At 51.9% G+C, this 13,020-nt stretch carries 10 protein-coding genes; 3 read left to right on the top strand and 7 right to left on the bottom strand.

The window, feature by feature from the left end; all coding sequences use genetic code 11:
• Positions 1-241: 241 nt before the first annotated feature.
• Together tsf and rpsB are read right to left on the bottom strand one after the other, a co-directional pair.
• Entirely contained in the window at positions 242-901 is a 660-nt protein-coding gene (gene tsf, locus GEI7105_RS0105250) for a translation elongation factor Ts (RefSeq protein ID WP_017659438.1), read from the bottom strand.
• A 44-nt stretch (positions 902-945) separates the two neighbouring features.
• The gene (rpsB, locus tag GEI7105_RS0105245; protein ID WP_017659437.1) at positions 946-1,863 is read right to left on the bottom strand and encodes a 30S ribosomal protein S2; all 918 of its coding nucleotides are present in this window, start codon (positions 1,861-1,863) and stop codon (positions 946-948) included.
• Between the two features lie 370 nt (positions 1,864-2,233).
• Between rpsB and GEI7105_RS0105235 the strand changes: the two genes are divergently transcribed.
• Positions 2,234-3,205: a carbohydrate kinase family protein gene (locus GEI7105_RS0105235; RefSeq protein WP_026097448.1), complete on the top strand. Its 972-nt coding sequence runs from the start codon at positions 2,234-2,236 to the stop codon at positions 3,203-3,205.
• Between the two features lie 495 nt (positions 3,206-3,700).
• Positions 3,701-5,926 carry a glycosyltransferase family 2 protein gene (locus GEI7105_RS0105230; RefSeq protein ID WP_017659435.1) on the top strand — a complete coding sequence of 742 codons (2,226 nt, stop codon included), beginning with the start codon at positions 3,701-3,703 and terminating at the stop codon, positions 5,924-5,926.
• A gap of 116 nt (positions 5,927-6,042) precedes the next feature.
• On the opposite strand, the gene GEI7105_RS0105225 is transcribed toward GEI7105_RS0105230, so the two are convergent.
• The 5 genes from GEI7105_RS0105225 to ispD form a co-directional block, all read right to left on the bottom strand.
• Positions 6,043-6,357 carry a hypothetical protein gene (locus GEI7105_RS0105225; RefSeq protein ID WP_017659434.1) on the bottom strand — a complete coding sequence of 105 codons (315 nt, stop codon included), beginning with the start codon at positions 6,355-6,357 and terminating at the stop codon, positions 6,043-6,045.
• A gap of 132 nt (positions 6,358-6,489) precedes the next feature.
• Positions 6,490-9,291 carry a hybrid sensor histidine kinase/response regulator gene (locus GEI7105_RS0105220; RefSeq protein ID WP_017659433.1) on the bottom strand — a complete coding sequence of 934 codons (2,802 nt, stop codon included), beginning with the start codon at positions 9,289-9,291 and terminating at the stop codon, positions 6,490-6,492.
• Between the two features lie 953 nt (positions 9,292-10,244).
• Complete coding sequence (gene gatC, locus GEI7105_RS0105210) at positions 10,245-10,532, bottom strand: Asp-tRNA(Asn)/Glu-tRNA(Gln) amidotransferase subunit GatC (RefSeq protein WP_017659432.1); 288 nt, start codon at positions 10,530-10,532, stop codon at positions 10,245-10,247.
• Positions 10,533-10,552: 20 nt separating this feature from the next.
• Complete coding sequence (locus tag GEI7105_RS0105205) at positions 10,553-11,071, bottom strand: photosystem I assembly protein Ycf3 (protein WP_017659431.1); 519 nt, start codon at positions 11,069-11,071, stop codon at positions 10,553-10,555.
• 111 nt (positions 11,072-11,182) lie between these two features.
• Positions 11,183-11,860 carry a 2-C-methyl-D-erythritol 4-phosphate cytidylyltransferase gene (gene ispD, locus GEI7105_RS0105200; protein ID WP_017659430.1) on the bottom strand — a complete coding sequence of 226 codons (678 nt, stop codon included), beginning with the start codon at positions 11,858-11,860 and terminating at the stop codon, positions 11,183-11,185.
• Between the two features lie 446 nt (positions 11,861-12,306).
• Here ispD and GEI7105_RS0105195 point away from each other — a divergent pair.
• On the top strand, positions 12,307-13,020 hold a 714-nt coding region (locus GEI7105_RS0105195; protein WP_017659429.1), incomplete at its 3' end, for an RNA-guided endonuclease InsQ/TnpB family protein.

The following is a 13,020-nucleotide window of genomic DNA, read 5'->3' as shown; positions in this document are numbered from 1 at the left end:
AAGGGGGGGGCGAAGGGGGGATAGGGGGCTAAGGGGGGATAGGGGGCTAAGGGGGGATGTGGTGAAAACTTCTTGAAACCTAGCCGATCGGAAAAGGATGGAGTATAAAAAATGAGAAATAAGTCTATAAAAAAACACGGGAGCAAACCTAAGTTTACTCCCATATTTTTCTTCAAAAACCTAAATTTTAAAACCTAATTAAAACCTAAGTTTCAGAAGAATTCATAGCTCGTAAAACGACTTACGCTTTACCGCCAGCCTTAGCGACTTCTTCAGCAAAGTTACACTCTTCTTTCTCAATGCCTTCACCGAGAACGAAGCGGACAAAACGACGCACCTGGATGTTTTCACCCAACTGTGCCACCGTTTGTTTCACCAACTCGTCAACCGTGATGTTTTGGTCGCGGATGTAGGGCTGTTCCAACAGAGCCAGCTCTTTCAAGCGTTTAGCAATCCGGCCGTCCACGATCTTCTCGCGAATGTTTTCCGGTTTGCTGGCCAGGTCTTCACGACCCATTTCCACTTCCTTCTCTTTCGCGACGAAATCCGCCGGAATATCCTCAACCTTTACGTATTCCACGTTCGGGCAAGCAGCAACCTGCATCGCCACGTTGCGAACCAAATCTTGGAACTCCTCGCGACGAGCCACGAAGTCCGTTTCACAGTTGACTTCCACCAGAACCCCGACGCGGCCGCCAGTGTGAATGTAGCTGCCCACCAGACCTTCAGCAGCAACGCGACCTTCTTTCGTGTTCGCCGAAGCAATGCCTTTCTGTCTCAACCACTCCATGGCTTTGGTCATGTCGCCATTGCTTTCTTGGAGTGCTTTCTTGCAATCCATCATGCCTGCGCCAGTTTTTTCGCGCAGTTCCTTTACATCTTTTGCTGAGATTTGCGCCATTGTTGCTTCCGTTCCTCTAGTGTATGCAGAACTGCGATCGCTCGCTATTCTTCCTCAGATGTGCTGTCATCAGAGTCAGTGTCGTCGGAACCCTCATCAGACACATCTGCATCCTCAGAACTCTCATCAGACACATCTGCATCCTCAGAACTCTCATCAGACACATCTGCATCCTCAGAACTCTCATCCGACACATCAACTTGAGCTTCTTCTTCCTCTTCGTCCTCAAAGTCCTCGACGCCGTAATCGTCGTAGTCGTCCTCAGACAAAGTATCGAGCTGGCCGTGACGACCTTCGTAAATCGCATCGGCAAGTTTGCCCAATATTAGCTTAATCGATCGGATCGCATCGTCGTTAGCGGGAATGGGAACGTCCACAGCGTCCGGGTCGCAGTTCGTATCCAACAGCGACACGATGGGAATATCGAGCTTGTGGCATTCTTGAACTGCCGTGTACTCGCGGCGTTGGTCTACGAGAACCACGATGTCGGGAACCTTACGCATTCCCTTAATTCCACCGAGGTACTTCCGCAGTTTGAACAGTTCCCGACGCAGCATTGCCCCTTCTTTTTTAGGGCGAAGGTCGAGATTGCCCGATTCTTCGAGGTTTTCGAGTTCTTTGAGTCGCTCGACGCGGGTTTTAATCGTCGTCCAGTTGGTGAGCATTCCCCCCAACCAGCGTTGGTTGACGTAGTACGCCCCGCAGCGAGAGGCTTCTTGAGCGATGAGTGCGGCGGCTTGACGCTTGGTGCCGACGAACAGGACTTTTTTACCCGCTTCGGCCGCAGTCCGCAGATAATCGTAAGCATCTTCGAGCAACTGGGCGGTTTGCACCAAGTCGATGATGTGGACGCCGTTGCGATCGGTGAAGATGTACTGCGACATCCGGGGATTCCAACGTCGCGTCTGGTGTCCGAAGTGAACTCCGGACTCCAGCAATTGAGCCAAAGTCACGACTGCCATGTATTCTTTTCTCCTTTTTCGGGTTCATCCTCCATCCAGTGTTTGATTTCCGCTCGGGACTTTCTCCCGAAGTGCGTTGGGAAACACCCGAAACGCTGGATGTGCGAGATTGAAATTTGACAACCTTATAAGGTTAGCACGGGAGAGGGGGAGAGAGGGAGAAGGGGAGAGGGGGAGAGGGGGAGAAGGGGAGAAGGGGAGAGGGGGAGAAGGGGAGAAGGGGAGAGGGGGAGCTTCCGGGGCAGCGCGTGACGCGGTAACATTTCATTGACCTGACAACAGTCAACATTTTTCAGTACATTGGCGGTGCGTGACGATTTATCAATCTAAGGATTTACACCCTATGTTTCAAGTCACGCCCCCTACATCTATGTCTCTACCCCGCGTTCTCTGTCTCGGTGAAATCCTCTTCGATTGTTTGGCCGACCAAATCGGCAAACCTTACGAAGCGGTAGAATCTTGGACGCCGTACCCCGGTGGCGCTCCGGCGAACGTCGCCTGTGCGTTGGTGAAACTGGGGACTTCGGCGGGTTTCGTCGGATGTATCGGGGAAGACGAACCGGGCGATCGCTTGGTGACATTGTTAGAAGAGGTGGGGGTCGAGCGCACGGGAATTCAACGACACCCCACAGCACCGACGCGACAGGTCTACGTGGTGCGGACGACGGACGGCGATCGCGAATTTGCGGGGTTTGGGGAGTTCGATACCCGCGAGTTCGCGGACACGCACCTACAAGCTGAGGCGTTACCGGAATCTCTCTTCGAGTCGGCGGATTTTCTGGTGATGGGAACGCTGGAAATGGCCTATCCCGACAGCGAGGTGGCGATCGCAAGGGCGCGGGAACTGGCGCAACAATACGGGATTCGGGTTCTCATCGACGTGAACTGGCGTCCGGTATTTTGGCAGGATGCGGCGGCGGCGAAGGCGAAAATTCGAGCGATCGTGGAAACGGTGGATTTCCTCAAACTCTCGGACGACGAAGCTCAATGGTTGTTCGAGACGCCGGATGCGGCGGCGGTGGCGCAACATCTGCCCCAGGTTAGCGGGGTGTTGGTGACGCGAGGCAGTCGTGGCTGTTCCTACTGTTTCGGCGAGGTTTCTGGGGATATTCCGGCGTTTTCGGTGCAGGCGCAGGATACTACGGGAGCGGGAGACGGCTTCGCGGCGGGATTCGTCCATCAACTCTGTTTGCGGGGGGTTGAGACGTTGCAGGATGCGGAGACGGTACGAGAAATGGTGGAGTATGCCAGTGCGGTGGGGGGATTGACGGCGACGAAACCCGGTGCGATCGCCGCTCAACCGACGGCGGAGGAAGTTCGACAGTTTTTAGATCGACAGTAACGGTCGTGTGTGACGCGGGAAGACCACGTTCACCTGACCGGCATTTTCCGGCCACGTCACCACTACCACTGTTCGCTGCTTGCAGTAAAAGATTTTCCGTAGGAATGCTGTATGCAATGCCCCTAGGGAGGATCCACTTATCGACGCCACCTCAGCCAATCCAATGCTTGACGGGTGGCGTAATGAGACAAGACAGAAAAAGTACGCAGTTTAACCGAAACTACACTAAATGGAGAGGTCGGCGGGCATTGCCCACTCTACAAATGGTGTAAATGCACAACTTCTGAAAGAAAAAAATTGCCAACTGTCCTCACTGCTCGCTTCGTTAGACTGTATCTTCCCTCTGTAAATCTTTTCTCCCAAATTTTCGATTTTCGTTACAATGACGGTTAGACTGCTTTACAAAAATTAAAAATCACACAAATAGACGTTTTCACCTCAGCTACTGCGCTGCGGTCGAATCGCTCTGTTTAATTTTTACAAGACGCTACGATCGTGATTTCAACCTTTAAAAACTCTCAAAATACGTTCCCCAAAATTAGCCGAAAATCATGGCTGTTATGGTTGCTTCTCGGGTTGGGAACTTTTGGTGCAATTTACGCGATCGATCGCTGTTTGGCAATCCAGTCGCTACAAGACATTTCCGCCTGGTTCGCCTCGAAACTCGCCCCGAGTCAAGCAATGCGTCACCCTGGGGAAAATACTTTTCTAGTAACGGGTGTGAGCCTTACGATCGCCCTGGTCACGATGAAGCGATCGCCGACCCCACAAACCTGGTCGAAAGTCGTCGCGATCGCCCTGACGCTCTCGTTAATGCTGCGGTATATTCTCTGGCGATCGCTCTTTACCCTCAACCTCGAAACGCCCGTTTCAACGATTTTGAGCATCGCCCTGTTGGGAGCGGAGTTTTGGATTCTGGCTAGCTACGGCGTGCAACTGTTTTTAATGCTGAGAGAACGCGATCGCCGCCAAGACGTTCTAAAACTCGCTCCTAACGTCGTCATGGGAAAATATCAGCCGAGCGTCGATATTTTGATTCCTAGCTACGACGAACCCACAGAAATTTTAAAACGAACGATTATTGGATGCCAAGCCATCGACTACCCCAATAAAACCGTTTATCTTCTCGACGACACCCGACGTTCTCAGATCGAAAAACTCACCAAAGAACTGGGATGCGAATACCTAACGCGCCCCGATAACCGCCACGCCAAAGCCGGAAACCTCAACCACGCCCTCGACAAAACGGACAGCGAACTCGTTCTCGTTTTCGACGCCGACTTCGTTCCAACTCGCGACTTTCTTCTCAAAACTGTGGGCTTTTTCCAAGAGTCCGACATCGGCATGGTACAAACGCACCAATGCTTTTATAACCACGATCTCGTCTCCCGAAATTTGGGACTAGAAGGCATCTTTCCCCACGAAGTCGAAGTGTTCTCCCGTCACTACCAAAAACTACGAGATGGGGCGGACAGCTCCCTATGTTACGGAAGTGCGTTCGTCGCCCGCCGTCAAGCTTTGGCGGAAATCGGAAACTTCGTCACCGGAACCCTCGGCGAAGACTATTTCACCGGAATTCGCCTATCATCACACGGGTGGCGTACTATCTATCTCGACGAAAACCTCAGTGCGGGACTCGCCGCCGAAACGATTTCGGGACATATCGCCCAACGCCAGCGGTGGGTACGGGGAACCTTGCAATCGTTCTTCGTTTCCCACAATCCCTTGACGGTTCCGGGGTTGACGCTACGGCAGCGCATCGCCCATTTAGAGGGGATTTTGCAGTGGTTTAGCAGTTTGTGGCAGGTCTTTTTTCTGTTGGTTCCCCTGGCGTACTATTTCTTGGGGATTCTCCCGGTGAAAACCCTTCCTGAAGACTGGTTGGCGTACTTTCTGCCCTACTATATCGTCACGTTGGCGACCTATGGGTGGTTGAACTATCGATCGCGATCGGCGTTGATTTCCGGTGTCTACGGCCTCGTCACCTGTTTTCCCATTTCCCTGTCGATCGTACAAACCTTAATCGGTCCTTTTTCTCAAGGGTTCAAAGTCACGCCAAAAGGCATTTCGAGCGATCGCTTCGTGTTTAACTGGCGTCTGGCGCTCCCGTTAATCGTCGTGTTCGGACTCACCGTTATCGGGTGGGGACACAACCTCGTCGCCCTCGTCCAACTGTCCCAACTTTCGACAACCATCGATGGAAATTTGTTCGCCAACGACCTCACCAGCAGCCTCAACAGTGCCAAACTGGGACTGATTTGGGGACTCTACAACCTCTTTATCATGGGTTTGGCGATTCTGAGTTTTATCGATCCCCCTAACCCCGACAGCTACCCCCGTTTTTCCCTGCGGCGGTGGGTGATGTTGAATTGGGGCGATGTGGCCGTGGCGGGAGAAACCCTCGAACTTTCGGAAGTTGGGGCGACGGTGAAGGTTGACGGACTCGGAAATGCCGAGATTTTCGGGTCGGCGATCGCGATCGATTTCATCGAAGATAACCTAAAACTCTCAGGAGCGATCGATCGCTGCGTCACCCAAGATGACGCAACGGTTCTCGAAATTTCCTTCGCTCCCCTCTCGACGCCACAACACCGACAACTCGTCGAACTGCTGTTTTGTCAACCGGGACAGTGGGAACGCCAAAACGCGCCGGGTGAATGGCGTTCCCTGGGATATTTACTCAAAGCCTTCGTCAAACCTCGAATTTTCCAACGTCTTTAAAGGCGGCTCGTGACGTTGAAAACCCCGGGATTTTCGAGATTCCGGGGTTTTTTGCTGAATCGATCGCTTCCGTTAAGAATTTGTCAGCAACGCTCCGACGGAGAAGCCCCGTGCGATTACGCAAACTTGGCGATGCGGCGTTGATAGCGCATATCGGCTTTGGCGTACAGTTGACGCAGTTGAACGATGCGCTCTTTCCACTGTTTGAGGGTATCCACGTCGGGCGATTTCAGATACGCCTGAAACGCCTCCCGTTCGGCCTCGACCAAACGCTGACACAACAGAACCGCTTCCTGAACCAGAGGGTTGTGGTGAGATTGAGGTGTGGGGTGAGGATTGAGGGTTTTGTACAGGTAGTACAGAAAATCGATGGCGATGAAGCTTCCCACAAAGCTCGGAATCGCAACGATGAGAAATTTAAGTTGATTCATAACGCAGCCAAAATTGAAACCAACGACCTGGCACAACCTTAGCATTATTGGGGGATTGAGAGGTGATGGTGAGATGGGGTGATGTTGAGATGGGGCAAATTGGTTAACGGTCCTCATGGGTGACTGGCGATTTCAACGATCGACTGTTAACTGTTGATAGTGGTGTAAGAGGTCTAAAATCGCTCGTTCGTGAAACCCCTTGACGAGTTGGGAAACTTTTTGCGAGAAGGGATTGTATTGTTCGTCTTCGGCGGCGAGCTGTCGGGCGCGTTCTTTAATGCCTTTGAGATGACCTCGCTTGGCCATATGTAACAACTCTTCTAACACGTCTTGCGGCGGACCGATCGGATGTTTTCCGTTTGAAGCGATCGCCGATTCTGTGGGTTGGGACGCGATCGCTGGCGGTGTTTCGGCGTACTGCCAATCGATCTGAAGATGCAGTTGCAGCAAATCGAACAACTCTTCGACCTGGACGGGTTTGGGGAGGAAGTCGTCGCCTCCAGCCTCTTGGCTGCGGGACTTGTCGATTTCAAAAACGCTGGCGGAGGAGGTAATAATCGGTGTTTGCTGGAACTCCGGCTTTTGACGCAAGCGTCGGATCGCCTCGAACCCGTCGAGTCGAGGCATGACCAAGTCGGTGATAATTAAATCGGGTTGGTGACGCTCGGCTAACTCGATTCCTTCTTGTCCGTCTCGTGCTTCGATAACCTCGAACCCGAGAGGTTTCAGCAACTGAGCCACCACCGAGCGGTTTTCCCATTTGTCGTCGATGAGAAGAACGGTCTTTCTGGGCCCTTGGTATCCTTCGACTTTATCGTGACGGGCGGCCGCGACGTTCGCCCAGTCTCGCGCGATCGGTAAGACTAAATCGAACAAAAAGGTGCTGCCGTGTCCTAAGATGCTGCGAACTTGGATTTGTCCTCCCATCATGGCGACGATTTTTTGAGCGATCGCCAGCCCCAATCCCGTTCCTTCGGACATCTGGGCCGCTTCTCCCACTTGCTCGAACGGATGGAAAATTTTCTCGCGTTGTTCGTCGCTGATGCCGATTCCGGTATCCTCGATCTCGAACCGCACTTTGACCGACGCTTCGCCAGCGATGTCGGAACGGGTATCGGTGGCTTCGAGATGGCCGATTACGCCGACTCGGAAGCTCACGGCTCCCTGTTTGGTGTATTTGACGGCATTTCCCAGCAGGTTGATGAGGACTTGTCGCAATCGCTTTTCGTCGGTTCGGACGACTTCGGGAAGTTGAGAAATGCACCGGTAGGTAAAGCCCAGTCCTTTTTGGGTGGCGCGAATTTGGCAGATTTCAGCTACTCCCGTTAGAAAGGCCGGAAAGTGAAATTCGTTCTCGTACAACTCCATTTTTCGAGCTTCGATTTTGGATAAGTCGAGAACGTCGTTAATTAACGTCAGTAGGTGCGAACCGCATTGGTGAACGATCTCGACGCCCTGTCGGTGTTGGTTGAGATCTGAGCTGCGCTGTAGGATTTGGGCGTAGCCGAGAATGCCGTTGAGAGGCGTTCGCAGTTCGTGACTCATGTTGGCGAGAAACTCGCTTTTGGCTTGGTTGGCAGCTTCGGCGGCTTCTTTGGCAGCTTGGAACTGTTGCGTGCGTTCTTCGACGCGCTCTTCGAGATGGCGGTTCGTTTCCTCGAGGGTTGCAAAGGAACTTTGGAGTTGGGCGGCCATTTGGTTGAAGGAATCGGAGAGTTTTTGAAGCTCGCGGATGCCGTTTTCGTGAACTCGTCGCTCGAATTCTCCTCGAGCCACGTCGCTGCTGGCTTGGCTGAGACGTTCGAGAGGACGGGTAATCCGACTGGCCGTCCAAATGCCCAATCCTGTGGCGACGAGAAGGGCAGCAACGCACAGGGCGATGGTGGTGCGGGTGTTGGCGTCGATCTGAGCCATGAAGTCGGCTTCGGGGACGACGACGACGATCGCCCAGTCGAGTCCGGCGGCGGCTTTGTCGGTAAAGGGCAAGACTTGGGCGAAGTAGCGATCGCCTTCGAGTTTCCAGTCTAGCGCTCGGGCTTTCGGGACTCGTTCCCAGTCGCTGTAAGTTTGGATGAGATAACGGGCGGTTTGGCGAATGAGGGGATCGTCGAATTCGCTCGCTCGCAGGCGTTGGGGTTGTCCGTCGGACAGCTCGAACGGTGGGATGTTGGCGGAACTGGCGACGAGCTTTCCGCTGCGATCGACGATAAAGACTTTGCCCGATTTGCCGATTTTGAGGGTTCGTAGAAAGCCGCTGAGTTGTTCGATGCTCCAGTCGATGGCTAAAATGCCGCGAAATTCACCGCTTGGGTCGTAATAGGGTTCTCCGAGAGAGGTGGCGAGGGTGGGAGGATGAATCCAAGCGTATACGGACGTCCAGGTGGGTTTTTGGGCTTGGTACGGGGTGCGATACCACGGGCGTCGGCGAGGATCGTAGTTGGGGGCGGCGGCTAGGAGTCGATCGCGATCGCCGTTTTCGTCGATGGAATAGTTGCGTAGCTCTCCGCTGTTTTCGGTAATTTGGTAGTTTAGCGTGCCGTCGTCGTTGAGTTCGATTCCGACAAATTCGCCGTCAGCCCGCGCAAATTGGATATAGCTGACTTGGCGATCGAAGGTTTGCATCTGTCGCCAAAAGTATCGTTCCATCGATTGCAGGTCGTCGGGATCGAGTTGTCCGAGATCTAAGGCGTTGGCGTTGCTTCGATTGATGGCGTGGGGAACGGCGAGATAGGCGTTGAGTCGTTCTTTGACCCGCGTGTTGACTTCTTCTTCTAGCTGCACGACGAGATCTTTGACGGCACGCTGTCCGTTACGAAACGATAACCATCCAACCAAACTTACGGCGGCACAAATTTGTAAGACGAAGGGGACGACGATGACAAACCGGAAAGGAGGTTTCCATCGAGTTGAGGTGGGGGATGTAAGCCAACGCATAGTCAGTTTTGGGTGCAGGAGTTTCTGGGAAAATTGATTTTTAAAACAATTTTTTGACTCCGATCGAATCTAGAAGCTCGGAAATTCTAAACGCGAACTTTGGCAGCGATCTCTCGAACGAATAACCTTTTTAGGAATGACGATCTGAGATTGAAAGGACATAAAATAAACGCATTGAATTCATTTGTCTCGGCGACCGGATCGGTCGAACCTTATTCAGTTCGAGATCGCGATCGATAGGAGGAAATACACGAATTTTGGAAGTAAAAGCTTAAGATCGACAACTTTAACCTACTTTTAAGCTTGGTAGCTGGTGTGATTTAAAATTAATTTTTGAAAATATTCTTGCAAAGAAACTTTGTGAAAACAAAATACACAAAGCACGATGGAATATATTAATTTGATTGTAGATCGATTTTTCTGAAATGGAAAGCCATCTCTAAAAACGCTTCTCAATCGTCCGTCTTTCTATCGTGTCAGCCTCGCGGGAAAACCCGATCGCCTAAAATTGGAGTTTGGGGGCGATCGCTTTTCAGATCTAGAGAAAACTGAGGCATAAACGAGGTACATACACTATTGGTAGGGTAGATCGGATCCATCAATTCTACATTTAGCGTAGCAGAGAGATTTTTGTATACAGGTCACCCGTGACAACTGGGATATAGGCTTAACTTTGTTACCAACGTACACAGTTCTGTCAGAGCCGCGATCGCACGTTTCGAGCGATCGCCACCCCGTTGTCACTTCTTCAACCGTCATCCATTTTTCGATCGCCCACAAAAAACCCCGAAATCTATAAAATTTCAGGGATATAGTGCGTTTATGACAATATTTCGCCGTGGCGATCGCCAGAACGAAACTTGACATAAAGTCAATTGTATGGTTAAAAATCGACGAACTGAAATTGAAATGTCTCAGACGCCAAAAACCGATAACCTACGCGTGGCAGAAGTTTACAAAATTTTAGGAACCTTGAAAAATTCACCTTCTTGTTCCGGCGCACTGTCGAGCAAATCGTCGCGATGGGGATAACTAGCGTGTTTGTCCGCTCGCGCGATGTTTCTCATGTCCATAATATGAGCCGTGGGCTGCACGTTGTCCGTGTCGAGTTCTTGCAGTTGCTCTACATAGTCGAGCAGTTCGCTCACTTGGTTTGAAAACTCTTCTTCTTCGGCTTCCGTCATTTCCAGACGCGCCAAATGCGCCACTTTATGGATTTCCTGTTTGTCGATCTGGGTCATCAGTTCTCCTTGAAACTCCTTTAAAATCCGTCAATCGAACCGCGTCCGGTGGTCTTCATCCAGTTTTGGGCTTCGATGTAGTTGTTCGGTGCCAGACGTACGGCTTCTTTCCAGTAGCTGGCGGCTTTGTCGAACCACTCTTCGGCTTCGTCGGCGTTCCCGGCAGCTTTTTCCCGATCGCCGCGAAAGTGGTAAATGACGGCGATGTTGTTGAAGGCTTGGGGCATCCGGGGATTGAGTTCGACAGCCTCAAAGTATTTTTCTAAGGCTTTCTCGTGTTCGCCGTTACTGGTGTGGATCAGGCCGATATTGTAAAGGATATAGCTGCGATCGTTGGGATCTTCTTCGAGTTTGAGGGCTTCGAGGTAGTTTTCCATCGCCTCGGCATATTCGCCGTCGGCTTGAGCGGACATTCCGTCGCGGTAGTAGGCGAAGGCTTCTTTCGAGGACTGTTTGGTCGGCAAAATCTTCAAGATGATGTCTGCCATCACTGTGAAGGATTTGTCGATGAAGTTATCGTTGCGTTGTGTCCGTGGCATGGCAGGGTTAAGGGGTTTGCTATGGGTTCTCGGTTGTTATGGATGGGATGGTCTAGTCTTCTAGTTTAATGTAAGGCGATCTCAAGCGATCGCGAATTGAGACCCCTCGAATTACCGATGGTGCAAGATAAATTCGGCGATGGTGAGATCGATGGGGGTAGTGACTTTCAGGTTGGTTTCTTCTCCTTCGACGATTTTCACAGACAAGCCGCATTTCTCGAAAAGGGCTGCGTCGTCGGTGACTTCCCAGCCTTCGCGACGGCCGCGATCGTGACATTGTTTGAGGAGTTTGACGTCGAAGGCTTGGGGGGTTTGCGCCGCCCAAAGGTTGTTGCGATCGGGCGTGTCGCAAATCGTCATCGCCTCGTCTACGACTTTAATCGTATCTTTGACGGGAATTGCGGCGATGAGTCCGGCGCAGGTTTTCAAGGCGTCGCAAGTGCGATCGAACAGTTGTGGTGTCGCCAAACATCTCGCCCCGTCGTGAATTAAAACGTGGGTGGCGTCGTCGGGGAGGGCTTGCAAGCCGTTGTACACCGATTGTTGTCGCGTGTCGCCCCCTTGGATAAAACGCACGGGTTTGCTCAGCGACAGTTGACTGAGGATAGTTTTGAAGTCGTCCCAGTCGTGAGGTTGACAGAGCAAGCCAATCCATTCGATTTGGCTCGAAGCGTCGGCGGCTTCGAGCGTCCAGGCGATGACGGGTTTGTTGAGAAGGGGAAGGAGAAGTTTATTGCGATCGCTCCCCATGCGACGCCCCGAACCGGCGGCGGGAATCAGTAAGTGCATCGTAACTTGGGTGTTGTCGGGCTGAACCTTTTGTATTGTGCGGGTTCGGCTTCCGGTTCGAGACGGTGTTTATAAAACGTTACATCGCGGTGTGAGGTAGGGATGAGGTGGGGACGAGGTTGAGATCCTCGGCATCTTGGAGATGCCGGGGTTCTGGGGGAAGGGATCTAGCGGAAGTGCTGCAAAGCAGGAACCTAAATCATGAGGTTTGGGCGATCGTAGTCCTTCCTTCGGTGGTGAGGATGTCAAGTGTACAATATACTTTCAATCTTCAAGAAAATCTTTTTTCGGAATTCACCAGAAGAATACATCGTTTTCTAATCTACCAAGATCCGTCGCAGTGCTCCGCCCATAGCCGAGGGCTTGGGGGGTGGTGAAGCGACGGGAGGGAGTAGTTCACTTAAGCCTAGGAAACAAATATTTATTTTCTAAGCTAAGATAGTTTCATGCTAAACATGACGTGGGAATTCAAGCTAGAGCCAACGGCGGAGCAGGTTTCAGACATCGAACACATTTTGGATGTGTGCCGCAATGTCTGGAATTTTGCTCTGCGGGAACGTAAGGATTGGCTAAATTCCCGAAAGTCGCCCGTAAATGCGTGTTCGATTCGGCAGGAATTTATCTGGCCTGCGGATGCACTATTTCCCAGCTATGCGCGGCAGTGCAAGTCGCTAACTGCGGCCAAAGCTGAATACCCCCGATTGAAGACTGTCAACGCTCAGGTTCTTCAACAAGTCATCCGAAAATTGGAAGCCTCCTGGGAGTCGTGGCGGTTAAAGCGTTCGGGTCTTCCACGGTTCAAAAAAACCAACCGGATGCGAAGCTTTGTCTTCCCCCAGATGCTCAAAAACTGTGTGTCTGACAAAGGGATTAAGTTGCCTCAGTTGGGATGGGTTCGGGTTCGGTGGTCGCGGAAAATTCCTGATTTATTCCAGGTTAAGCAAGCTCGAATTGTTCGCAAGGCATCCGGGTACTTTGTCATGCTTAGCCTTCAGGCTGACGTCGATCTTCCTGCTGTAGCCCCTCATGGACATCCAGTAGGGATTGACGTTGGACTGGAGTACTTTCTTTCAACGTCTGATGGAGAACAGGTCAAGCGGCCTCGCTTTTTCAACAATCTGCACCGCAAGCTGAGATTGCTGCAACGCCGATTGAAGAAA

The organism is Baaleninema simplex PCC 7105, assembly GCF_000332355.1.
Lineage (GTDB): Bacteria > Cyanobacteriota > Cyanobacteriia > Cyanobacteriales > Geitlerinemataceae > Baaleninema > Baaleninema simplex.
Note: the sequence above shows the minus strand (reverse complement) of the source record. Positions and strands in the feature narration are given on the sequence as shown.